Origin of the sequence: Mycobacterium sp. DL440, assembly GCF_011745145.1 — a bacterium.
In the GTDB taxonomy this organism is placed as follows: Bacteria; Actinomycetota; Actinomycetes; order Mycobacteriales; family Mycobacteriaceae; genus Mycobacterium.
Genome location: NZ_CP050191.1, coordinates 531,695 through 554,389, shown reverse-complemented (window position 1 = coordinate 554,389; position 22,695 = coordinate 531,695). Strand labels below are relative to the sequence as shown.

Annotated in this window: 19 protein-coding genes and 1 riboswitch; of the genes, 7 read left to right on the top strand and 12 right to left on the bottom strand. The window is 66.6% G+C overall.

Translation table 11 applies throughout. The features are described from left to right. Positions 1–64: 64 nt before the first annotated feature. On the bottom strand, positions 65–2,305 hold the full coding sequence (locus HBE63_RS02705; protein WP_166903045.1) for an NADP-dependent isocitrate dehydrogenase: 2,241 nt from the start codon (positions 2,303–2,305) through the stop codon (positions 65–67). A 277-nt stretch (positions 2,306–2,582) separates the two neighbouring features. After that, a riboswitch (SAM riboswitch) is annotated at positions 2,583–2,702 on the top strand. A gap of 169 nt (positions 2,703–2,871) precedes the next feature. Between HBE63_RS02705 and HBE63_RS02700 the strand changes: the two genes are divergently transcribed. From HBE63_RS02700 to HBE63_RS02690, 3 genes are read left to right on the top strand one after another with little or no spacing between them, the layout of a single operon-like run. After that, positions 2,872–4,194, top strand: a complete 1,323-nt coding sequence (locus HBE63_RS02700; protein WP_166903043.1) for a bifunctional o-acetylhomoserine/o-acetylserine sulfhydrylase — start codon at positions 2,872–2,874, stop codon at positions 4,192–4,194. Between the two features lie 20 nt (positions 4,195–4,214). After that, positions 4,215–5,345: a homoserine O-acetyltransferase gene (locus tag HBE63_RS02695; protein WP_166903041.1), complete on the top strand. Its 1,131-nt coding sequence runs from the start codon at positions 4,215–4,217 to the stop codon at positions 5,343–5,345. Further along, positions 5,342–6,070, top strand: a complete 729-nt coding sequence (locus HBE63_RS02690; RefSeq protein ID WP_166903039.1) for a class I SAM-dependent methyltransferase — start codon at positions 5,342–5,344, stop codon at positions 6,068–6,070. The genes HBE63_RS02695 and HBE63_RS02690 overlap by 4 nt, the downstream gene beginning before the upstream one ends. Positions 6,071–6,076: 6 nt before the next feature. On the opposite strand, the gene HBE63_RS02685 is transcribed toward HBE63_RS02690, so the two are convergent. Then, a complete protein-coding gene (locus HBE63_RS02685; RefSeq protein ID WP_166903037.1) occupies positions 6,077–6,574 on the bottom strand; it encodes a helix-turn-helix domain-containing protein in 498 nt (165 codons plus the stop codon). Between the two features lie 82 nt (positions 6,575–6,656). On the opposite strand from HBE63_RS02685, the gene HBE63_RS02680 reads away from it, so the two are divergent. Next, the gene (locus HBE63_RS02680; RefSeq protein WP_166903035.1) at positions 6,657–7,076 is read left to right on the top strand and encodes a nuclear transport factor 2 family protein; all 420 of its coding nucleotides are present in this window, start codon (positions 6,657–6,659) and stop codon (positions 7,074–7,076) included. Here HBE63_RS02680 and HBE63_RS02675 read toward each other — a convergent pair. The 4 genes from HBE63_RS02675 to HBE63_RS02660 form a co-directional block, all read right to left on the bottom strand. Beyond that, on the bottom strand, positions 7,066–8,604 hold the full coding sequence (locus tag HBE63_RS02675) for an FAD-dependent monooxygenase (RefSeq protein ID WP_166903033.1): 1,539 nt from the start codon (positions 8,602–8,604) through the stop codon (positions 7,066–7,068). The genes HBE63_RS02680 and HBE63_RS02675 overlap by 11 nt on opposite strands. 79 nt (positions 8,605–8,683) lie before the next feature. After that, on the bottom strand, positions 8,684–9,328 hold the full coding sequence (locus HBE63_RS02670; RefSeq protein WP_166903031.1) for a TetR/AcrR family transcriptional regulator: 645 nt from the start codon (positions 9,326–9,328) through the stop codon (positions 8,684–8,686). 174 nt (positions 9,329–9,502) lie between these two features. Beyond that, positions 9,503–9,796 (bottom strand): DUF3017 domain-containing protein, encoded by a 294-nt coding sequence (locus HBE63_RS02665; RefSeq protein ID WP_055109665.1) that lies wholly within the window; start codon positions 9,794–9,796, stop codon positions 9,503–9,505. Next, complete coding sequence (locus HBE63_RS02660; protein WP_166903029.1) at positions 9,793–10,644, bottom strand: bifunctional methylenetetrahydrofolate dehydrogenase/methenyltetrahydrofolate cyclohydrolase; 852 nt, start codon at positions 10,642–10,644, stop codon at positions 9,793–9,795. Before HBE63_RS02660 ends, HBE63_RS02665 begins: the two co-directional genes overlap by 4 nt. Positions 10,645–10,681: 37 nt before the next feature. Here HBE63_RS02660 and HBE63_RS02655 point away from each other — a divergent pair, with 37 nt between their 5' ends. Together HBE63_RS02655 and HBE63_RS02650 are read left to right on the top strand one after the other, a co-directional pair. Beyond that, positions 10,682–11,905, top strand: a complete 1,224-nt coding sequence (locus HBE63_RS02655) for an NADH:flavin oxidoreductase (RefSeq protein WP_166903027.1) — start codon at positions 10,682–10,684, stop codon at positions 11,903–11,905. 23 nt (positions 11,906–11,928) lie between these two features. After that, positions 11,929–12,810: a diphosphate--fructose-6-phosphate 1-phosphotransferase gene (locus HBE63_RS02650; RefSeq protein ID WP_166909293.1), complete on the top strand. Its 882-nt coding sequence runs from the start codon at positions 11,929–11,931 to the stop codon at positions 12,808–12,810. Here the strand turns inward: HBE63_RS02650 and HBE63_RS02645 are convergent. Beyond that, positions 12,807–14,576 carry a PQQ-binding-like beta-propeller repeat protein gene (locus HBE63_RS02645; protein ID WP_166903025.1) on the bottom strand — a complete coding sequence of 590 codons (1,770 nt, stop codon included), beginning with the start codon at positions 14,574–14,576 and terminating at the stop codon, positions 12,807–12,809. The genes HBE63_RS02650 and HBE63_RS02645 overlap by 4 nt on opposite strands. Before the next feature lie 76 nt (positions 14,577–14,652). Here HBE63_RS02645 and HBE63_RS02640 point away from each other — a divergent pair, with 76 nt between their 5' ends. Next, positions 14,653–17,316, top strand: coding sequence for an FHA domain-containing protein (locus HBE63_RS02640; RefSeq protein WP_166903023.1), 2,664 nt, complete (start codon positions 14,653–14,655; stop codon positions 17,314–17,316). Positions 17,317–17,407: 91 nt separating this feature from the next. Here the strand turns inward: HBE63_RS02640 and HBE63_RS02635 are convergent, their stop codons facing one another. From HBE63_RS02635 to HBE63_RS02615, 5 genes are read right to left on the bottom strand one after another with little or no spacing between them, the layout of a single operon-like run. Beyond that, on the bottom strand, positions 17,408–17,983 hold the full coding sequence (locus HBE63_RS02635; protein ID WP_166903021.1) for a pentapeptide repeat-containing protein: 576 nt from the start codon (positions 17,981–17,983) through the stop codon (positions 17,408–17,410). A 3-nt stretch (positions 17,984–17,986) separates the two neighbouring features. Beyond that, positions 17,987–18,598, bottom strand: a complete 612-nt coding sequence (locus HBE63_RS02630; RefSeq protein WP_371814906.1) for an ATP/GTP-binding protein — start codon at positions 18,596–18,598, stop codon at positions 17,987–17,989. Continuing rightward, positions 18,579–18,944: a DUF742 domain-containing protein gene (locus HBE63_RS02625; protein WP_166903019.1), complete on the bottom strand. Its 366-nt coding sequence runs from the start codon at positions 18,942–18,944 to the stop codon at positions 18,579–18,581. The genes HBE63_RS02630 and HBE63_RS02625 overlap by 20 nt, the downstream gene beginning before the upstream one ends. Positions 18,945–18,978: 34 nt before the next feature. Continuing rightward, complete coding sequence (locus HBE63_RS02620) at positions 18,979–19,386, bottom strand: roadblock/LC7 domain-containing protein (RefSeq protein ID WP_166903017.1); 408 nt, start codon at positions 19,384–19,386, stop codon at positions 18,979–18,981. Further along, positions 19,383–22,373 carry a sensor histidine kinase gene (locus HBE63_RS02615; protein ID WP_166903015.1) on the bottom strand — a complete coding sequence of 997 codons (2,991 nt, stop codon included), beginning with the start codon at positions 22,371–22,373 and terminating at the stop codon, positions 19,383–19,385. Before HBE63_RS02615 ends, HBE63_RS02620 begins: the two co-directional genes overlap by 4 nt. Between the last annotated feature and the right edge of the window lie 322 nt (positions 22,374–22,695).

Below are 22,695 nucleotides of genomic sequence, written 5' to 3'. Positions count from 1 at the left end.
TACCAGACAGCAGTCGGGGCGGCCCGGGAATCCCGAGCCGCCCCGACTTGCCACCTAGACCTGACTAAGCGTTCTCGGCAGCCGCCAGCGTGTCGTTGAGCGTCTTGCTCGGCCGCATCACCGTGGTGATCTTCTCGGGGTCCGGGTAGTAGTAGCCGCCGATATCGGCCGGCTTGCCCTGCGCCGCATTGAGTTCGGAGACGATGGCCTGCTCGTGCTCGCCGAGCGCCTTGGCCAGCGGCGCGAAGTGCGCGGCCAGCTCCTTGTCCTCGGTCTGCTCGGCCAGCGCCTGCGCCCAGTACAGCGCGAGGTAGAACTGGCTGCCGCGGTTGTCGAGCTCACCGGTCTTGCGCGACGGGGACTTGTTCTCGTCCAACAACTCTCCGGTCGCGGTGTCCAGCGCGGCCGCCAGCACCTTGGCCTTGGCATTGTCGGTCTTGTTGCCCAGGTCCTCAAGGCTGGCGCCCAACGCGAGGAACTCGCCGAGCGAATCCCAGCGCAGGTGGTTCTCCTCCACCAATTGATGGACGTGCTTGGGCGCCGAACCACCGGCACCGGTCTCGTACAGGCCACCACCGGCCATCAGCGGCACGATCGAGAGCATCTTCGCGCTGGTGCCCAGCTCCAGAATCGGGAACAGGTCGGTCAGGTAGTCGCGCAGGATGTTCCCGGTCGCAGCGATGGTGTCCTCGCCACGGACCACGCGCTCGATCGTGTACCGCATGGCCCACACCTGCGGCATGATCTGGATGGTCAGGCCCTCGGTGTCGTGGTCCTTGAGGTACGCCTTGACCTTCTTGCGCAGCTCGACCTCGTGGGGGCGCTCGGTGTCCAACCAGAACACGACCGGCATGCCGGACAACCGCGCCCGGTTCACGGCCAGCTTCACCCAGTCGCGGATCGGGGCGTCCTTGACGATCGGCATCCGCCAGATGTCGCCCCCTTCGACTTCCTGGCTCAGCAGCACCTCACCGGAAGCGATGTCGACGATGTTGACGACACCGGGCTCGGGAATCTCGAAAGTCTTGTCGTGGCTGCCGTACTCCTCGGCCTTCTGCGCCATCAGGCCGACGTTGGGCACCGTGCCCATCGTGGTCGGATCGAACTGGCCGTGGGTCTTACAGAAGTTGATCATCTCCTGGTACATCCGGGAGAAGGTCGACTCGGGGTTGACGGCCTTGGTGTCCTTGGTACGGCCGTCGGCGCCGTACATCTTGCCGCCGAGCCGGATCATCGCCGGCATCGACGCGTCGACGATGACATCGCTGGGCGAGTGGAAGTTCGAGATGCCCTTGGCCGAATCCACCATGGCCAGCTCGGGCCGGTGCTCGTGGCAACGGTGCAGGTCCTCGATGATCTCCTCACGCTGCGAGGCCGGCAGCGCCTCGATCTTGCTGTAGAGATCCGACAGCCCGTTGTTGACGTTGACGCCGAGCTCGTCGAACAGCGTCTGGTGCTTGGCGAACGCGTCCTTGTAGAAGATCTTCACCGCGTAACCGAACACGATCGGGTGGCTGACCTTCATCATGGTCGCCTTGACGTGCAGCGAGAACATCACGCCGGTCTTGTAGGCGTCCTCGATCTGCTCCTCGTAGAAGTCGCACAGCGCCTTCTTGCTCATGTACATGCTGTCGATGACATCGCCCTCGTCGAGCTTCACCTCAGGCTTGAGCACGATGGTCTCGCCACCGGCGGTGACCAGCTCCAGGCGCACATTGCGGGCCTTGTCCAACGTCATCGACTTCTCACCGTGGTAGAAGTCGCCGGTCTTCATCGTGGCCACGTGGGTACGTGAGGCCTGGGACCACTCGCCCATGCTGTGCGGATGCTTGCGCGCGTACTCCTTGACCGCCTTGGGAGCGCGACGATCCGAGTTGCCTTCGCGCAGAACGGGGTTCACCGCGCTGCCGAGAATCTTTGAGTAGCGATCGCGGATCGCCTTCTCCTCGTCGGTCTTCGGATCACCCGGGTAGTCGGGGATCGCGTAGCCCTTCTCCTGCAGCTCCTTGACCGCGGCCACGAGCTGCGGGACCGAGGCACTGATGTTGGGCAGCTTGATGATGTTGGTGTCGGGCAGCTGGGTGAGACGGCCCAGCTCACCGAGGTTGTCCGGGACGCGTTGGTCCTCGGTGAGGTAGTCGCTGAACTCGGCCAGGATGCGAGCCGCCACCGAGATGTCACTGGTCTGGACATCGATGCCGGCGGGCTCGGCAAAAGCGCGGATGATCGGCAGGAAGGAGTACGTCGCAAGCAGCGGCGCCTCGTCGGTCAGCGTGTAGATGATGGTCGGCTGCTGGGCAGTCATGGTTGCTCTCCCGGCGTCAGTCTGGGTTCGACGAGGATCACTCGTTCTCACCCGCGGTTATTCGCTGCTCTGTATCGCGGGCCAGACTACAAGGGCGCGGACGGCCGCGAAGGAGCAGCTTTCATTACTGACCAGTAACTTTGGCTTACGTTCGGGCGTCCAACACCTCCATGCACCCGCCGAACCGAACGGGATTCAGTCCCGCCCGCACAGAACGGGCAAACACCCCGAACAACCGACTGGCACCGCCTCAGCGCGTTGCGATAAGCTGCAGGCCGGTCATGAGTGTCAGCATCAAGCCCCGGCTTGCTGGCCGGCAACCCTCCAACCGCGGTGGGGTGCCCCGGGTGATGACCAGGTTGAGCAGCCGTTCGCGGCTGCAAGGCAAGCGCGGGTCCGAAGGTACGGGCCCCCAGACAGACAGGGAAACCTGATGGAGGCCAACCATGTGTATGTGTCCGTGAACTGTCGATGTTCGCTTGTCGTCATCGTCGACGAGCGAGACGTCCGGTAGCCGATCACACCCATACCTTCCTCATCCCCTCACCCGGAGGAGACACCAAGCCATGACAACCCCCGAAACCTGGTCATTCGAGACCAAGCAGGTCCACGCCGGCCAGACCCCGGACAGCGCCACCAACGCCAGGGCCCTGCCGATCTACCAGACCACGTCGTACACGTTCCGCGACACCGACCACGCCGCCGCCCTGTTCGGGCTGGCCGAGCCGGGCAACATCTACACCCGGATCATGAACCCGACCACAGACGTCGTCGAGCAGCGCATCGCCGCACTCGAAGGCGGCGTCGCCGCGCTGCTGCTGTCCTCGGGCCAGGCCGCCGAGACGTTCGCGATCCTCAACCTCGCCGGCGCCGGTGACCACATCGTGTCCAGCCCGCGCCTGTACGGCGGCACGTACAACCTGTTCCACTACACGCTGCCCAAGCTGGGCATCGAGGTCAGCTTCGTCGAAGATCCCGACAGCCTGGACAGCTGGCGGGCGGCCGTGCGGCCGAACACCAAGGCCTTTTTCGCCGAGACGATCTCCAACCCCCAAATAGATGTGCTCGACATCCCGAACGTGTCCGCCGTGGCGCACGAGAACGGTGTCCCGCTGATCGTCGACAACACGATCGCCACCCCGTATCTGATCCAGCCCATCGCGCTCGGCGCCGACATCGTGGTGCACTCGGCGACCAAGTACCTGGGTGGCCACGGTTCGGCGATCGCAGGGGTGATCGTCGACAGCGGCAACTTCGACTGGACCAACGGCAACTTCCCCGGCTTCACCACACCGGACCCGAGCTATCACGGCGTGATCTTCGCCGAGCTGGGCGCACCCGCCTACGCATTGAAGGCCCGGGTGCAGCTGCTGCGCGATTTAGGGTCGGCTCTTGCGCCGTTTAACGCCTTTTTGATCGCGCAGGGATTGGAAACGCTGTCACTGCGTGTTGAACGCCACGTGGCCAATGCACAGAAGGTCGCCGAGTATCTGGCCGGGCACTCCGGCGTGACGTCGGTGAACTACGCCGGACTCCCCACCTCCCCCTGGTACGACCTGGGCCAGAAGCTCGCCCCGAAGGGCACCGGCGCAGTGCTCGCGTTCGAGTTGGCCGGCGGTGTCGAAGCGGGCAAGGCGTTCGTCAACGCGCTGACGCTGCACAGCCACGTCGCCAACATCGGTGACGTGCGCTCCCTGGTGATCCACCCCGCCTCGACCACCCACGCACAGCTCTCCCCTGAGGAACAGCTGTCCACCGGCGTCACGCCCGGTCTGGTGCGGTTGGCCGTCGGGATCGAGGGCATCGACGACATCCTGGCCGACCTGGAGCAGGGATTCGCCGCCGCCCGTCCGTTCAGCGGCGTCGCGCAGACTGCGGCGACGGTGTAGGACGGCGAGAGAAGACCGGCATGACGATCACCGAAGAACCGGCCGTGTCCACCCTCCCGTTGCCTGCCGAAGGCGAGATCGGCGTGGTGCACATCGGTGCACTGACGCTCGAGAACGGCACCGTCCTGCCTGACGTGTCGATCGCCGTGCAGCGATGGGGCGAACTGTCCCCCGCACGCGACAACGTGGTGATGGTGCTGCACGCGCTGACCGGCGACTCCCACGTCACGGGACCGGCCGGCGACGGCCATCCCACCGCGGGCTGGTGGGACGGGGTGGCCGGACCGGGCGCCCCGATCGACACCGACCAGTGGTGCGCGATCTCGACCAATGTGCTCGGCGGCTGCCAGGGCTCCACCGGCCCCGGCTCGCCGGGCCCCGACGGAAAGCCTTGGGGCTCACGGTTTCCCCAGATCACGATCCGCGACCAGGTCGAAGCCGACCGCGCCGCGCTGGCCGCCTTCGGCATCACCGAGGTGGCCGCGGTGGTCGGTGGGTCGATGGGCGGAGCCCGGGCCCTGGAATGGCTCGTCGCACACCCCGACGAGGTCCGATCCGGTCTCGTCCTGGCCGTCGGCGCCCGCGCCACCGCCGATCAGATCGGCACCCAGAGCACACAGGTGGCCGCGATCAAGGCCGATCCGGACTGGCAGGGCGGTGACTACTACGACACCGGGCGGGCGCCGCTGGCCGGCATGGAGATCGCCCGCCGCTTCGCGCACCTGACCTATCGCGGTGAAGAGGAACTCGACGACCGCTTCGGCAACGACGCCCAGGGCGACGAGGACCCGACCACCGGCGGGCGTTACGGGGTGCAGAGCTACCTGGAGTACCAGGGCGGCAAACTGGCCCGCCGATTCGACCCGGGCACCTATGTGACCCTCTCGGATGCGCTGTCCACCCACGATGTGGGCCGCGGTCGCGGCGGGGTGGCCAGTGCGCTGGGCAATTGTCCGGTGCCCGTCATTGTCGGCGGGATCACCTCCGACCGCCTCTACCCCATCCGGCTGCAACAGGAACTGGCCGAGTTGCTGCCCGGCTGCAACGGCCTCGACGTCGTCGACTCGGCCTACGGCCACGACGGCTTCCTGGTCGAGACGGAAGTGGTGGGCAAGTTGGTCCGCCGCACGCTGGAGCTGGCACAGCGGTGAGCTCGCCCAAAGCGCGTTCCCTGTCCTTCGGCTCAGAGGCCGCAGCCTACGAACGCGGCAGGCCGTCGTATCCACCGGAGACGATCGACTGGCTGCTCCCCGACGGCGCCCACGATGTGCTGGACCTGGGCGCAGGTACCGGCAAGCTGACCACCCGGCTCGTCGAGCGCGGACTGGACGTCATTGCCGTCGACCCCATCCCGGAAATGCTTGAGCTGCTGTCGAACTCATTGCCGGACACCCCTGCACTGCTGGGCACCGCCGAGGAGATCCCCCTGGCCGACGACAGCGTCGACGCGGTGCTGGTGGCCCAGGCCTGGCACTGGTTCGACCCCGAACTGGCCGTGAAAGAGGTCAGCCGGGTGCTGCGCCCAGGCGGCCGGTTGGGCCTGGTGTGGAACACCCGCGACGAGCGGTCGGGCTGGGTCAAGGATCTGGGCCGCATCATCGGGCCCGAACACGATCCGTTCACCAATGAGGTGACACTGGCCGAGCCGTTCTCCAGAGTCGAACGCCACCAGGTGGAGTGGACGAGTTACCTGACGCCCCAGGCACTCATCGATCTGGTGGCCTCGCGCAGCTACTGCATCACCTCGCCGGAGAAGGTGCGCACCCGGACACTGGAGCAGGTCCGGGAACTGTTGACGACTCACCCGGCGCTAGCCCATTCATCGGGCCTGGCCCTGCCCTACGTCACGGTCGGAATCCGCGCGAACATCGCCTGAGGCCGGTCAGGCGCCCGCGAGGAACTCGCCGATGACGGCCGTACCCGGCCCGGGCCGCGCGCCCGGGCCGCCCGTGGCGGTCGCCGTGTCGGCACGGAGTTCTCCACCGCACTGCGCGCACACCGTCTTCGCCGTCGTGACGCAGCCACATTCGTTGTGGACAAGTAGGGCCGGCGGCCCGTCCGGCCCGGCCTGCCACCTGTCCCCCCACGCCAGCATCGTCGCGATCACCGGGTAGAGGTCACGACCTTTCTCGGTGAGCAGGTACTCGTACCGCGGTGGCGCGCTCTGGTACTGCCTCCGTTCCACGACCCCGTGGCCTTCGAGGTCGTCGAGACGCACAGCCAAGATGTTCGACGCGATACCGAGGTCACGGCGGATGTCCTCGAACCGAACCAACCCCGCGAACAGGTCTCGCAGGATCAACGGGGTCCAGCGCTGCCCGACGACGTCGACGGCCCGCGCAATCGAGCACGCGATATCGCCGAAGGACTGTTTGGGCACACTTCAACCGTAGTCCATTGCGAATTGCAATGGACCGGGATTAGGGTGGGTTGTAATTCGCAAGCGACTCAAGGATGTGGCGATGACGACGAAGACAGACTCGATCACCGTGTTCTGCGAGGCCACCCGCGCCAACGACATCGACCGACTGATGACCGCATTGGCCCCGGACGCAGAACTCGTCTCCCCGTTGTCCGGCCAGATGGTGTTCCGCGGACACGACGATCTCCGCGCGCTGCTCACTGCGGTATACGGCGGTCTGCGAGAGCTCGATTGGCAGGAGACGATCGGCGAAGGCCCGACGCGCGTGGCGGTCAGCGAAGGTAGGATCGCAGGCGTCACCATCACCGATGCGCTCGTATTCGACCTCGATGGCGACGGCCAGATCCGACGCCTGCGTCCACACCTGCGGCCGCTGTTGGCGACCACGGTATTCACCCTCCTGCTCGGACCGAAGCTCGCCCGCCGCCCCGGCCTCCTGCGCCGCGCCCTCAGGCGCTGAGTTTCTCGCCGGCCGAGGCGCCGAACCAGCGCTGCAGCGCACCGCGCAGTCGGTCTTGGTCGCTCTCGGCGAATTCGTCTGCGGCCCAGGCGACATAGCCGTCTGGCCGAATCAGCATCGCTGCGGCGGGCGGTCCGGCCAATGTCGCCACTTGGATGTCGAGCCGGTCTCCCCAGCCCCCAATCGCGTCCGCGCAGTCGCCGCCAGACAAGTCGAGCAACAACGGCCTTCCCGTCTGCAGCAGCTCGGCAATCCGGCGACCGTCGTCCAGGACAAAATCGGGGACGAAATACCCGGACAGCCGATGCTCGTCACCGACGTCGTAACGAACATCGGAGCCGGCCAACACCCCGGCGATGTGCGCGGAGCCATCCGGCGTCGCCAGGAGTTCGCCGAAAAGGGTTCGTAGTGCAGTGACTTCAGGCCCGGCAGCCATCAAGGCGGCCTGCGCCATGGATTGCATCATCACCCGTTGCCCCGCCGGCCAACGTTCGCTGTGATAGCTGTCCAGCAGATCCTCGGGTGCCCGCCCCTGCACTGTGGCGGCCAGTTTCCAGCCCAGGTTCATGGCATCCTGCAGTCCCAGGTTCAGGCCGGGACCGCCCATGGCCGAGTGGACATGTGCGGCATCGCCCACCAGGAAGACATTGCCCGCGCGGTACTGCGCAGCCTGACGGGTGTTCTGGCCATTGATCCGGCGCAGGGCATGCGGCCCAGGCCAGTTCGGCCGTTGGATCGGCAGGTCGGCCCCGACCACCCGTTCGACACTCGCACGCAGCTCCTCGATCGTCAGCTCCGGCGCATCGTCAGGAAGGATTGAACCGTACTCGATGGTCCCCACCATCGAGCGCCCCGGCTGGAATTCGGCATAGATGAGGACCCCGCCGTCGAATCGATTGTGCCCGAAAGGGACCTGCCCCACACCCGGGAGATTCAGCGCACCGTAACCGTCGCGCAATTCGTCGGGCACGGTGACGTGGGCTACCCGCGCGATCACCTCGGAGGTCAGCCCGGGAAACTCGATGCCGGTCAGCTTCCTGACCGGACTACGGCCCCCGTCGGCGCCGACGAGGTAGGTGGTCGACAATCGATAGTTGCCCGCGGGTGCGGCGACCTCCACGGTGACGCCATCGGGTTCCTGCTGGAGATCGACGAGCTCATGCCCCCAACGGATCTCGACCCCGAGGCTCTGCACCCAGTCCACCAACTGGCGCACCACCTTGGGCTGTTGAATCAGCATGCCGTACATGGGGTTCTCGACGACGTCGACGAACGGCACCTGCATGCCTGCGAAGATGTAGCCGCCCATCGGCTCCGGCGCCTCGTCCGATCCACTGAGCGCCCGATACAGGCCTCGCAGGTCGAGCACGCGATTTGCCTGCCCGACAATGCCGTTGGCCTTCAGCTCGGGGCTCGGCTCGGCCAGCTGCTCGAGCACCACCGGCCGCACCCCGGCCAGCGCCAACTCCCCGGCCACCAGCAGGCCATTGGGCCCGGCTCCGGAGATTACGACGTCTGTCTTGGTCATGGGTTTCTCCTTACGTGTTTGGTGCCCTATGTGCGCCGGTTCCTACGCCAGGGCTAGTGATCGGCCGCCGCGACAACCCTCAGGTAGAAATCGGCGGTGGTGATTGGCTGGGTGATGGTTCAGGCAGGCCTGCGGCCACCGCCGCGAACGCTTTGCGCAGTAGTGACGTGAAAGACACTGGCGGATCGGCGATCCCGTACTGATCCATCGCGACATCGCCGACCGCTCGCACCACGGCGGCCACCAATCGGGGATACATGTCACGTTCCGGGTCGGTGCCGGTCCGCTCGGCGATCGCCGTCACCCACTCGTCGGACATCCCCCGGAAAGTGGCATCGCGAATCTCCGGGATCATCAACAGTTTTCGGACCTCGGCCAGCTGCTGGCGGGTCGGCAGCGCGTTCTCCACACCATAGACGTCGGACATGTCGGCGTCCACCGGATTAATCACCGATTCGGCGATCGCGGTCCACAGCGGTTCGCCGGCCGGGCGCGAGCGCAGCAGGTCGATACTGGAGCGCATGCGCTCCTGCTGCCGGTACGCCAGCGCGTCGTACTTGCCGGCGAAATAGTTCGTGAAGGTGCGCAGCGAGACCCCGGCCAGGTTGGCGATGTCCTCGCGGGTGACGTTCTCCAGTCCACGCTCGAACGCCAGAGTCAGCGCGGCATCGCTCAGCGCCCGTCGAGTGTCGAGCTTCTTGCGTTCCCGCAGTCCCGGTGCCATGCCACCACACTAACTAAATATTGCCCACTGAGCAATATTGCCCACTGAGCATTTACTGTGAATATTCGGGTAGCCGGGCAGCCCCCTCCCCCGAATTGCACCCCGAGCCGAAAGGCCAGTTATTACACGGGTTTTCCCAATTTCCGTGCAATAACTGGCCACTCGGCGGGAAAACTACGACGTGCCCAACGGGTCGATGGTCCAGGCGATGTAGAGCACGATGGCACTCACCGTCGCGGTGGTCGTGAAGTCGATGGTCCTCGAACGCACCACCAGAAGCCCGGCCCGGTCATCGGTCAGGGCCAGCCGCAGCGCTGCCGCAGCGCCCACGCCGATCCCGATGACCAGCGCGCCGCGGCGCCAGTAGCCCGCCACCACCAAGGCGAACGCCGCGATGAAGATCAGCCCGACCACCAGGATCGGCCACTGGCCGGCGAACACCTTGCGGACGAACTCGTTCACTGTCACGCCAGTTTCGACTCTTCGAGCTCGACGACGTTGGTCAGCAGGAACGCCCGCGTCAGAGGACCGACCCCGCCCGGGTTGGGCGACACGTGCCCGGCCACATCCCAGACGTCGGGCGCAACGTCACCGGTGAGCTTGCCGTCCACCCGGCTCACACCGACGTCGACGACGGCCGCCCCGGGCTTGACCATGTCGGCGGTCACCATGTGCGGCACACCGACCGCGGCGATGATGATGTCGGCCTGCCGAGTCAGAGCAGGCAGATCCCGGGTGCCGGTGTGGCACAGCGTCACCGTGGCGTTCTCCGAGCGTCGGGTGAGCAACAGGCCCATCGGCCGGCCGACCGTCACCCCGCGCCCGATCACCACCACGTGGGCCCCGGCGATCGGCACCTCGAACCGACGCAACAGGTGCACGATGCCGCGGGGGGTACAAGGAAGCGACGCTTCCTTGCCGAGCACCAGCCGACCGAGGTTCGTGGGATGCAGACCGTCGGCGTCCTTGGCCGGGTCGATGCGCTCCAGCGCGGCGTTCTCGTCCAGCTGCTTGGGCAGCGGCAGCTGCACGATGTAGCCCGTGCAGTCCGGGTTGGCGTTGAGCTCGTCGATCGTCTCGTCAAGCTGGGCCTGCGTGATGTCGGCGGGCAGGTCACGCCGGATCGAGTTGATCCCGACCTTGGCGCAGTCGGCATGCTTGCCGCGCACATAGGCCTGCGAGCCGGGGTCGTCACCGACCAGCACCGTTCCGAGCCCGGGCGTCCGGCCCGCTTCGGTCAACTTCGCTACGCGCTGCTTGAGGTCGACGAAGATCTCGTCGCGCGTGGCCTTACCGTCCAACACAATCGCACCCACGGGTGCCATTGTGTCAGCCGCGTGGCAGGCTCAGCATATGAACACCCAGCCCAATGTGTTCACTGATGTTTTCAGTGAGGCCAAGCTCGGTCCGGTGACGCTGCGCAATCGCATCATCAAGGCCGCCACCTTCGAAGCGTCCACGCCCAATGCGCTGGTCACCGAGGATTTGATCAACTACCACCGGCTGCCCGCGGCCGGCGGAGTCGGCATGACCACCGTCGCCTACTGCGCCGTGTCCCCCGGCGGCCGCACCGACGGTTGGCAGATCTGGATGCGGCCGGAAGCGGTACCCGGGTTGACCAAGCTCACCGAGACCATCCACGCCGAGGGTGCGGCCATCAGTGCCCAGATCGGCCACGCCGGGCCGGTGGCCAATTCGCGCACCAACAAGGCCAAGGCGCTGGCGCCGGTGCGATTCTTCAACCCGCTGTCGATGCGGTTCGCCAAGAAGGCCACCATCGACGACATCCGCGACGTCACCGAAGCCCACGCCAATGCCGCACGGCTGGCGATCGACTCGGGATTCGATGCCGTCGAGGTGCACCTCGGCCACAACTACCTGGCCAGCTCGTTCCTGTCCCCGCTGATCAACCGGCGCACCGACGAGTTCGGCGGTTCACTGGAGAACCGGGCGAAGGTGGCCCGCGGTGTGGTGCGCGCGGTGCGCGACGCCGTCGACAAGCACGGCGGCAAGAAGATCGCCGTCATCGCCAAGCTCAACATGAGCGACGGCATCCGCGGCGGCATCCCGATCGATGAGTCGCTGCAGACGGCGAAGTGGCTCGAGGAAGACGGCGGCCTGGACGCCATCGAGCTCACCGCGGGCAGCTCGCTGGTCAACCCGATGTACCTGTTCCGCGGCGGCGCGCCGGTCAAGGAGTTCGCCGCGAACTTCAAACCCCCGATCAGCTGGGGCATCCGGATGAGCGGCAACAAGTTCTTCCGCGAATACCCGTACCACGAGGCGTATCTGATGCGCGACGCCGAGAAGTTCCGCGCCGAGCTGACCATGCCCATCATCCTGCTGGGCGGCATCACCAACCGCGAGACCATGGACCGGGCGATGGCGGCCGGCTTCGACTTCGTCGCGATGGGCCGCGCGCTGCTCGCCGAGCCGGACCTGCTCAACCGGATCAAAGCCGAGAGCGAAAAAGGTTCCGTGAAATCGCTGTGCACGCACTGCAACGAGTGCATGCCGACCATCTACAGCCACACCCATTGCGTGGTGACAGGAGCTCCGGACACACTCGTGAAGTGAGCACCGATTTCACCAGCGACACCATGGTGACCTACCGCTACGTGCGGGTCGGCCTGGTCGCGCTGGTGGTTTTCCTGTTGACCTCATTGGCGTTGACGTGGACGCACAGTTGCCCGCAGGGGTCGATCAGCGCGTTCTTCTACACCCGCACCCACGCGGTGTTTCTGGCCTCCCTGTGCGCGATCGGCATCTGCCTGATCGCTTACAAGGGCAGCCGGATCGGTGAGGACGCGCTGCTGAACTACTCCGGGTTCATGGCTTTCATCGTGGCCCTGGTTCCCACCGGTCCCGACGACCTGTGCCGGCCATGGCTCCCCACGGTCACCGACCCGTTCGGTGGCGTCGCCAACAACGTCGCCGCATTATTCGTCGCTGTCGCCGTCGGCACCGGGATGTACCTGGCACTGGGCCGCTGGCGCCGCCCGCAGCAACCACCCGTGGCGTCCGAACCATCCTGCGCCGAGGCCGCCACGCCGTGGAAGACCATCGCCACCGCGCTGCTGCGGGTCGAAAAATGGCTTCCGACAGCACTGTTGGCCATCGCCATCGCCGGCGCCCCGCTGATGTTGTGGGACTGGTTCGCCCAACACGCACACGTGATCGCCGCGGTGGCGATGTTCCTGGCCATCACCCTCGTGGCGGTCTACCACGCGTGCTACGCGCGGGCCGCCGTGCGCCGGCACCTGGCCCGGTTCTACGCGACCATCGCCGCGCTCATGCTCGTCACCGTCGTGGCCGGCGTGGTGCTGCTGATTCTCGGATGGCACTTCGGCGTGATCACCGTCGAACTCATCCTCATCGTGCTTTTCGCGGTGTTCTGGGCCGTGCAGACCTGGGACGTCTGGGACGCCCAGGACCGCTACCCCGAAGAAGCCGTACCCGCGCTGGCCAATACGCCGACCTAGGCGGTGTAGCCATCGATCTGCAGCGTCTGCCCGTCGCGCCGCAACACCAACACCGCACCCGGGGCCGGCACCAGGCCCTCCACCGATTCGGCTGGCACCGTGGCGGTCTGAGCGCACGTCTTCGCATCGAAGGTGCGCAGTGAGCCCGTGGCGCCCCGGGCACCACGGTCGGCGAGAACCAGGCTGTCAGGGAACGCGACGTAGGCAGGTTGATCAACTCGCTGGCTCGGCACGGTCGTCCGAACCGGCTCGACGCCGTCGGGAACCTGGCACCGTTGATGCCCGTCAGGCCCGAACAGGGTCAGCCGGGTGGTCCGATCATCGAGATACCACACCACGAAATCATCGCTGGGACCATATGATTCGGCGAATCGTCCGTCTGCCGGCAACGCGGTGACAGTGCGATGAACGATGTCGGCATACAGGGCTGAGTCGGGCGCACCGGATCCCAGCAGGGAAATGAAGACTCCGATGCCGTTGGCCGGCCTGGCCCCCAGCTTGAGGTAGCGCTGTTCGATCGGCACCGCCGGGTCGATTTTTTCCTCCGACAGGACTGTGTCCCAACCGATTTCCCCGGTCTCGGGATCGAGCACACTCAACCAGACCTTGCCGTCCTCACATTGAACCGTGGACACCACACCGGACGCGGCCACGACGGGTTCGACAATGCCGCAACCGGGATGTGGTGCGGGCACACTCCACAATGCGTGGCCGGTCCGCCCGTCGTATCGGGTCCAGACGCGCTCGTCGTTCCATCCCACGATGAACGGACCGGTCGCCAAACGAAAACGTCCCCGTGCCGCGTCGTGCAAGTCCGCATCCCCACTGGTCCAAAGCTGCTCCCCAGTGGTCGCATCCAGACCGACCAGGCCACCATCGATGAACGCCAACACCGTGGCGCCACTGTCAACGACCCGCATCCCGTTGACGCCCACGTCTCCGGGTCCCGTGCGCGCGTAGTGCCAGCGCTCCTTGCCGTCGGTGCCATAGGCCGTGATGCGGCCCTTCTGATAGACCGCGAAACCGGCACCGGCAGAATCGATGTCATATACCGACACGTCTCGCTCGGCGAAGGCGTCAGGCACTGACACCGTGAACGTCCGCTTCCCCAACGCGGTGGGCACCCCGGGCACATCGGTAGCTGCCGCCGTCGTCGCGTCGACGAAGCGTGCGTCGTCACCGGCGCGCAACGCACCCACGGTCACCACCGCGGCAACCACAATTGCGATCGCTGCGCCGACAGCCAGCAACTTCACCGAGCCGCGCTCCAGGCGAGGGAAGGCCCGCGCGGCCAGGAAGGTCGCCGCCGCGCCGGCCAGACACAACCACCACGCCGCCGTACCGAGAGGCAACGCCGTGGTGACCGGGGCACTGTCCATCACCCGGTGGTAGAACGCCGGGATGCCCTGGCTGACGTAGGCGATGACCAGCACGGCCGCCACACCCGCCGCGCCGGCCGGGGTGGCCGCCAGGTCGCGGTCGGTGCGTCCACGCCACACGCTGTAGACCATCGCCGCGATCAGCACCACCGCGATCACCGTCACGGCCAGCGCCATCCGGTTCGGCAGGGCGGCGCCCCACCGGTGCAGGTTGAATACGTACCAGGCGCTTTCACCTGTACTGCGCGGCGCCACCAGCCGTGCCCAGGCACCCAGCACCACGGCCCACACCAACCACACCGCCGCTGCCCCGGCCAGCACCGTGCCCGCCCGCCGCAGCACGCCGAGCACCCGGCCGGCCACCTTCTGCGCCCCTTCAGAAACCATGCGTGTCATCGTCACACGACGCGACACCCCCGCAACGGCCCAGCCCCGGTGAAAACTACCGATAGAGTTGAGCACGATGAGCCCTGCGCTGACCGTTCGTTACGACGGATCGACCCGTACCTTCGCCCCGGGCAACGATGTCGTCATCGGCCGCGACCTCCGCGCCGACGTCCGCATCGCCCACCCGCTGATATCGCGTGCCCACGTGGTGCTGCGCTTCGACCAAGGTCGATGGATCGCGATCGACAACGGCAGCCTCAACGGCATGTACGCCAACGGCCGCCGGGTGCCCACGATCGACATCCATGACGGCCAGGTCGTCAACATCGGCAACCCGGACGGCCCGCAGCTGACGTTCGAGGTCGGCCGCGTCCAGGAGGGGTCCGTCGGCCGCACCCCGACCGCGGCGGTACCGCTCGCGAACCGGCCCAGTGGCGCCTGGCCCACCCAGGCCGCCGCCCCCGGCCGGCAGCAGTACGGACAACCGCCGGCGGCGCAGCGCCCCGGCTACTCCTCCGGCCCACAACCGCGCTACCCGACCCCGCCCACCGGGTATCCCAGCGGCCCGCAGGGCGGATACCCGAGCGGACCGCAATCCGGCTATCCGAGTGGCCCCCAGACCGGCCACCCCAGCGGTCCACAGGCCTATCAGCCCCAACCGGTTCGCAACTCGAGCCCGGCCGCGCCGCCCACGGCGATGGGGCCGACGGCCACCTCGAGCCGCGGTAGCAGTGAGCCCGGCGGCAACATCGCCACCAGCATGCTCAAGATCCTGCGGCCCGGGCGCACCAGCCCGGCGCCGGCCGGTGCGGTGAAGATCGGCCGCGAGACCGACAACGACATCGTCATCCCCGATGTGCTCGCCTCACGGCATCACGCCACGTTGATCCCGATGACCGGCGGCACCGCGATCCGCGATGAGCGCAGCATCAACGGCACCTTCGTCAACGGCGCGCGGGTGGACTCCGCTGTTCTGCACGACGGCGACGTGGTCACCATCGGCAACGTCGACCTGACGTTCTCCGGCGGCACCCTGGTGCGCCGCAGCGAGACCGAGGCCGACACCCGCACCGGGGGGCTCGAGGTGCGTGCCCTGACCTGGACGATCGAGGGCAACAAGACACTGCTCGAGAACATCTCGCTCGACGCGCGCCCCGGCATGCTGACCGCCGTCATCGGCCCGTCGGGTGCGGGCAAGTCGACGTTCGCCCGCCAGGTCGCCGGCCTGACCCATCCGACCAGCGGCACGGTCACGTTCGAGGGCCACGACGTCCACTCCGAGTACGCCTCGCTGCGATCCCGCATCGGCATGGTGCCGCAGGACGATGTCGTGCACGGTCAGCTCACCGTCCGGCAGGCACTCATGTACGCCGCCGAGCTGCGGCTGCCGCCGGACACCACCAAAGCCGACCGCGAACAGGTCGTCATGCAGGTGCTCGAAGAACTCGAGATGACCAAGCATCTCGACACGCGGGTCGAAAAGCTGTCCGGCGGACAGCGCAAACGTGCCTCGGTGGCACTGGAACTGCTGACCGGCCCGTCACTGCTGATCCTCGACGAACCGACCTCGGGTCTGGACCCGGCATTGGACCGCCAGGTCATGACGATGCTGCGCCAGCTCGCCGACGCCGGCCGCGTCGTACTCGTCATCACCCACTCGCTGACGTATCTCGACGTGTGCGATCAGGTGCTGCTGCTGGCGCCCGGAGGGAAGACCGCATTCTGCGGGCCACCTGACGAGATCGGCGACGAACTCGGCACCACCAACTGGGCCGACATCTTCAGCACGGTCGCCGGTGACCCTGAAGGAGCCAAGCAGCGTTATCTCGCCAAGCACGGCCCCCCACCCCCGAAACCGCCCGCGGAGAAACCGGAGAGCCTCGGCGAGCCGACGCACACCAGCCTCTTCCGCCAGCTCTCCACGATCGCCCGCCGACAAGTCCGGCTGATCGTGTCCGATCGTGGCTACACCGCATTCCTGTTGATGCTGCCGTTCATCATGGGTGTGCTGTCGTTGTCGGTGCCAGGTGATGTCGGGTTCGGTCTGCCGGTGCCGGCCGTCCAAGGCGGCGAGGCTCCCAACGAACCGGGCCAGATCCTGGTGATGCTCAACGTCGGCGCGATCTTCATGGGCACCGCGCTGACCATCCGCGCTCTGATCGGTGAGCAGGCAATCTTCCGGCGTGAGCAGGCCGTCGGTCTGTCGACCACTGCGTACCTGATGGCCAAGATCGCAGTGTTCGCGGTCTTCGCGGTGATCCAGTCCGCCATCGTCACGGTGATCACGATCCTCGGCAAGGGCTGGGGCCCGGGCGCAGTCGACCGGGGCGCCTTCCTCGGCGGCCGCAACCTCGAATTGTTCATCGACATCTCGATGACGTGTGTGGCGTCGGCGATGGTCGGGCTCGCGCTTTCGGCACTGGCCCGCTCAGCCGAGCAGATCATGCCGCTGCTGGTGGTGACCGTGATGAGTCAGCTGGTGTTCTCCGGCGGCATGATCCCGGTGACCGACCGGGTTGTGCTGGATCAGTTGTCCTGGATCACCCCGGCGCGCTGGGGCTTTGCCGCCTCGGCATCGACCGTCGACCTGACCCGCCTGGTGCCGCCACCGCTGCTGCCCGCCGACTCGCACTGGAAGCACACGCCGTCGGTGTGGCTGATCAACATCGGCATCCTCGTATTGATCTGCATCGTCTACACCGGGTTCGTTCGCTGGCGGATCCGACTCAAGGCCGCCTGAGTTCTCCGGCTGAGTCCCCTCCGCGAGCAGACGCAAAACTGCCCATTTTCCAGTGGAAATGCGCAGTTTTGCGTCTGTTCGGCCGAAGAAGTTACCCGCCGTGGACGTCGAGGCCATGTGCGGCCGAATAGGCCAGCGCCTGGGCGATGTCGATCTTGGCACCGCGCACTTTCGCGGTGGTCCAGAACGTGGGGTCGACGCGGGCGCCGCGCAGATCGGCCTCGTCGAGCTTGGCGTCCTGCACCCGGGCCCCGGTCAGGTCCGCCTGCCTCAGCACCGCCTTGCGCAGGTCAACCCCAACCAGACTGGCTTCGCGTAGCCGGCAGTCCGAGAGGTCGACGCCCCTCAGATCGCAGCCGCCCAGCACGGCCAGCGTCAGATCCGACTCCACGATTTTGATGGGCCGTAGCCGGCACTCGGTGAACACCGAACCCAGCAGGCTGCAGTTGGTGAACGTGCTGTGCCACAGCGTGGCGCGGCGGAACGTACAGTTGCGGAACGCCGAGCCCGAATGCTGAGACTCGGACAGGTCGACGCCGCTGAAATCGCACTCGGTGAACACCACACGCTCGGTGCTCAACCGGCTCAGAACTCCGTCATATTCCTCGGCACGGAAATCCACACCTGTGAATTCCCTGTCCGCCCAGGCGGTTTCGTCAGCTACCACGCCTCAGCCGGGCAACGCAGAAAGCGTGCTCAACGAGTATTCGGTGACCGCGATCAGCGCAGCCTTGGCCGAGTTGCGGTCGCGGGCATCCACGGCGACCACCGGGATGTGCTCCGGCAGTGCCAGGGCCTTGCGCACCGCTTGGGTGGGATGCTTTGGCGCGTCGTCGAACTCGTTCACCGCGACGATGAACGGCAGCTTGCGGGCCTCGAAGAAGTCGACCGCGGCGAAGCTGTCCTGCAGGCGACGGACGTCGACCAGGATGATCGCACCGATCGCACCGCGCACCAGGTCGTCCCACATGAACCAGAACCGTCGCTGCCCGGGGGTGCCGAACAGGTACAGCACCAGCTCCTCGTCGAGCGTGATCCGGCCGAAGTCCATGGCGACCGTCGTGGTGCGCTTGTCCGGGGTGCCGTCCAGGGCGTCGACACCCTCGGACACGTTGGTGACCAACGCTTCTGTACGCAGCGGCATGATCTCGGAGACCGCGCCCACGAAGGTCGTCTTCCCTGCCCCGAACCCGCCGGAAATGACGATCTTCGTCGAGACGGCCCCACCTCGGGGGGAGCCGCCGCCGGAGGCCGAGCGGGGTTCAGAGTGCTCGTAGGCCACGCAGGGTCCTTCCAATCAATTCGCGGCGTTCGTCGAAGCTAGCCGAGTCATCAAGGGTGGCTTCCACCCGGAGATAACCCTGCGTCACCAAGTCCCCGATCAGCACGCGCGCCACGCCGAGCGGGAGAGATAAATGAGCGGCAATCTCGGCAACCGAAGGACTGCCGGTGCACAACTCTACGATCTGTGCGCGCACATCGTGCCCAGTCCAGCGCGGTTCGCGCGTCGTGTCGGTTTTTTGCACCGGCGCTTCCAGCGGAAGATGCACACGCGAGTCGGTGCGGCCGGCCGTCAGGGTGTACGGCCGCACCAAACTCGGTCGATCGGTGGTTTCCGGTTCGTCCACAGGCACCTCGCGATAGGCAGAAGGGGTCGGGGACTCAAGACGGCTGCGGCGTACGGCGCGACGACTGCACCACCGCGCCGACTCGCTCGACCAGAATGGCCATCTCGTAGCCGACTTGCCCGATGTCACACGACGGGGCGGTCAGCGTGGCCAGGTTGGAGCCGTCACCCACCCGCATCAGCAGCAGGTAGCCGTTCTCCATCTCGACCACCGACTGCATCACGTGGCCGCCGTTGAACAATTGCGACGCTCCGGTGGCCAGGCTGGCCAGACCGGAGGAGACCGCGGCGAGCTGGTCGGCCCGCTCGATCGGCATCTGTTCGCTGGCAGCCATCAGCAGTCCGTCGGCCGAAACCAACACCGCATGGGACACCCCGGATACCTCGCGGGCGAACTTGGACACGAGCCAGTCCAGGGAGTCGCGTTGTGTCGGACGCGTCATTCGTTATCGGTTCCTCTGGTCTCACGGGCATGCGATCGTCCGGCGTGCACGCCTCCGAAAAGGTTGCTGGTGCTCGCGCGGACAGCCTCAGGATCACGCGGTTTGAACGCCGCGAACATGCCGCTGTCAGGTTCGTCTGCCGATGCTACCGTCTCTGAGCCGTCGTCGTTACGGTGTACTCCACCGTTGCGGTGACGCCCGTTGGACTCGCCGACGGCCGCGGCCACCGCTGCAACGCCGCCCGGCACCAGTCGGGCACCCGGCGTACGCATGGGCAGGCCTTCCTCGGTGTGCTGCTCGACGGGCGCATCCTGCGCCGCGGCGGCCACCGACCAGCCCTTCTCCCAGACCGTCTTCCAGTCCAGGTCGGCACTGCGCACGTGGGTCGTCGGATCGATGTCGAATTCCGAGATCATCGACTGATAGATCGAGTCGCCCTGGACGTCCGGGCTTTCGGCCTGGACCGGGGCGGATTCCAGCGGTTCTTCCGGTTCCTCGCCGGGATCATGAGCCGGTGCGTGCACACCGTTCAGCCCGTTGAGACCGTTCAGGCCGTTGACGCCGCTGGCACCGTTGAGGCCGTTGAGGCCGTCAGCACCGTTTACGCCGTTGGTGGCGGCCTGCCCGCGGGATGCGAAGAACGACGAGGTGTTGGTGGGTGACAGACGTCCCGACTCCGCGTCGTCGTCGGCCGCAGTGTCGTCCGCTGCGTCCGCCGCGGTGTCGGCCGCTCCCCCGAGTTCACCCTTGGCTTCGCCCTTGGCCAAGGCCGCGCTCTCTTCGGTGTGCACCGGCCACTGCTGCGGCCACTCACTGACCGGCTCGTCCGCAGGCTCCTCGACCGGCTCCTCAGCGGCCGGCTCCGGTTGTGGGGCGAGCGTGCCCGGCAGCTCCGAGATACCGCTGGCTCCCGGACTGCGCTGAGGCAGCAGGTCGAACGGAACCTCGGCGCCGTTGACGTTGGAGTCGGCAAGCCCGAACTCCGAACCATCGGCGGGATCGGCGTCCAACGACAGCGCCGTGGCGATCCCGGCATGGGCGTCGACGGGCATGCCATAGGGAAGGTCGTCGACGGCGTCGCCACCGTCGCGGGCCAGCAGCGTGGCCGGGATGTAGACCCCTGCCGTGGTACCCGAGCTCGGTTCCTCGGCGACCGTGCTGCGCAGCCGTACCACCAGACCGTGCTGGGTGGCCAGACGCCCGACCACGTACAGACCCATGTGACGCGCGGTGTAAGGGTTGACCTCGCCGCCCGACTGCAGACGGGTGTTGGCGACCCGCAGGTCGGCCTCGGTCATGCCCAGGCCGACATCGCTGACCTCGATCACCAACGCGCCCTTGGCCGCATGCACGGCCGACACCCGCACCTGCGAGATCGGCGGTGAGTAGCGCAGCGCATTGTCGAGCAGCTCGGCCAGCAGGTGGATCAGGTCGCCGGCTGCGGAACCGGTGATCTCGACGTCGGCGACCGACGCAGTGACCACGCGAGTGTAGTCCTCGACTTCCGAAGCTGCGGCGTTGACGACCGTCGCCAGCTGCACCGGCCGGCTGTGCTCTCGAGCCAGCTTGGACCCGGACAGCACCAACAGGTTGGCCCCGTTCCGGCGCATGCGGGCCGCGAGGTGGTCAAGCCGGAACAGACTCTCCAGCCGTTGAGGGTCGTCCTCGTTGCGCTCCAGCTGATCGATGAGCGACAACTGCTGGTCGACCAAGGAACGGCTACGCCGCGACAACGTCTCGAACATGTCCGAGACCTGCAACTGCAGCTGAGCCTGTTCACCGGCGAGGAACACCGCCTGCTCGTGCAGCTCGTCGACGGCATGGGCCACCTGGCCGACCTCTTCGGTGGTCTGCACCGGGATCGGGGTCACCGGGACCAACTCGCCGCCGGCGCGGACCCGTTCGATCTCCTTGGCCAGATCCTGGTGGGCCACCCGCAGCGCGCTGTCCCGAAGCGTCCGCAGCGGGCGCACCAGCGAGCGGGCCACCAACAACACGATGACGATGGCGCTGATGATCGCGGTCGCAACCAGGATCGCGTCGCGGATCGCATCGTTGCGGGCATCGTTGGCCTGAGCCTCGACCGCAGCGGGAATCGCCGCGGTGGTGTTCTCGATGATCTGCCCGGCGATCTTGTCGGTGGTCTGCAACGAGGCCAGCATGTCCGGGTTACCGACCAGCGGAACCCCGGGGTTGGACATCATCGCCATCCGCTTGACCATCTCGGCGCGCAGGGTGGCCGCCTCCTGGGAGCCACCGCCCAGCACCTTGGTCAGTGCCGCGACCGTGGAAGGTTCGGTACCGGCCATCGTGATCATCGAGGTGCGCAGCAGCGGCTCCGGCTCTGCACCGCCGGCGGTGACCAGCATCTGCTGAATGGCCATCTGCCCGCGGGCGCCGACCGCCCGGGCCAGCGCCTCGACCTGGGCCTGGAGCGACTGCTGGTTGCTGTGCACCGAACCGGTGATGGCAGCTTCCCCGGTCAGCAGCAGCGGGCCGTAGTTGAGGATGCGCTGGCGCAGGTCGATCGAGTTTGACATCACCGCGTCGACCAGTTCCGGCCCCTTGCTGAGCAGGCCGCTCACCGCCTGATCCACATCTTCAGCTGCATCAGTCGCGTCCAGGCGTTGCTGCAGGTCCGATTTCCGCTCATTGAACGTAGACATCGCGGCCTGCCCATCGCCACCTTCGGTAGCTGCGATGAGGACGCCCTCCATGGCAGCCATGTAGCTGTCGATGCCGGGAATCAATTCGGCCCGGTCAGCGGCCAACCGGAGATCTCCGGCGGCGCTGGCACTGGCATAGATGCGCAAGCCTCCGAACGTCGCGGCCAGGATCAACGGCACGACGACGATGGCGAGGACTTTCCGGTTGACCGGCCAGTTGGCCGGCGACCAGCGAGAAGGGCGCTTGGCCGGAGCCGATGGTGCTGGGGAGAATTCGACCAGGGTGCCGTCAGCCTGTTTCAGCTGCGTAAAGGCAGTCATCGGCACCCAACCGCACTACCGGCAGTGTGGCCGCAATTCACTCGTGGGGCGTGATTCATAAGACTTCCTGCTGTTTCCGCCCACACTGGGGCGGGCGTCAAACGCCTTGGCAATTGCACGAGTATGACAGCAGCGCGCGAGCGTTTCCACAATTCTTACTGAACAGACAGAGTTCGTGACCGAGCTGTAGCGGAGTTGTGTGGTAATCGAGCAAACAGTGATGCGCTTGCCCAAACGTGTGCCGATTTCCCACCCTGATTCTCCAAGCCGATTCACGACTGCATTTGCATCCCGATTCGTCACAGAGCAGGGCGCCATACGA

Excerpts from the sequence above, each read along its gene's own strand:
- HBE63_RS02705 (WP_166903045.1), bottom strand. The coding sequence starts at position 2,305 with ATGACTGCCCAGCAGCCGACCATCATCTACACGCTGACCGACGAGGCG.
- HBE63_RS02700 (WP_166903043.1), top strand. The coding sequence starts at position 2,872 with ATGACAACCCCCGAAACCTGGTCATTCGAGACCAAGCAGGTCCACGCC.
- HBE63_RS02695 (WP_166903041.1), top strand. The coding sequence starts at position 4,215 with ATGACGATCACCGAAGAACCGGCCGTGTCCACCCTCCCGTTGCCTGCC.
- HBE63_RS02680 (WP_166903035.1), top strand. The coding sequence starts at position 6,657 with ATGACGACGAAGACAGACTCGATCACCGTGTTCTGCGAGGCCACCCGC.
- HBE63_RS02675 (WP_166903033.1), bottom strand. The coding sequence starts at position 8,604 with ATGACCAAGACAGACGTCGTAATCTCCGGAGCCGGGCCCAATGGCCTG.
- HBE63_RS02670 (WP_166903031.1), bottom strand. The coding sequence starts at position 9,328 with ATGGCACCGGGACTGCGGGAACGCAAGAAGCTCGACACTCGACGGGCG.
- HBE63_RS02655 (WP_166903027.1), top strand. The coding sequence starts at position 10,682 with ATGAACACCCAGCCCAATGTGTTCACTGATGTTTTCAGTGAGGCCAAG.
- HBE63_RS02650 (WP_166909293.1), top strand. The coding sequence starts at position 11,929 with ATGGTGACCTACCGCTACGTGCGGGTCGGCCTGGTCGCGCTGGTGGTT.
- HBE63_RS02645 (WP_166903025.1), bottom strand. The coding sequence starts at position 14,576 with ATGGTTTCTGAAGGGGCGCAGAAGGTGGCCGGCCGGGTGCTCGGCGTG.
- HBE63_RS02640 (WP_166903023.1), top strand. The coding sequence starts at position 14,653 with ATGAGCCCTGCGCTGACCGTTCGTTACGACGGATCGACCCGTACCTTC.
- HBE63_RS02620 (WP_166903017.1), bottom strand. The coding sequence starts at position 19,386 with ATGACGCGTCCGACACAACGCGACTCCCTGGACTGGCTCGTGTCCAAG.
- HBE63_RS02615 (WP_166903015.1), bottom strand. The coding sequence starts at position 22,373 with ATGACTGCCTTTACGCAGCTGAAACAGGCTGACGGCACCCTGGTCGAA.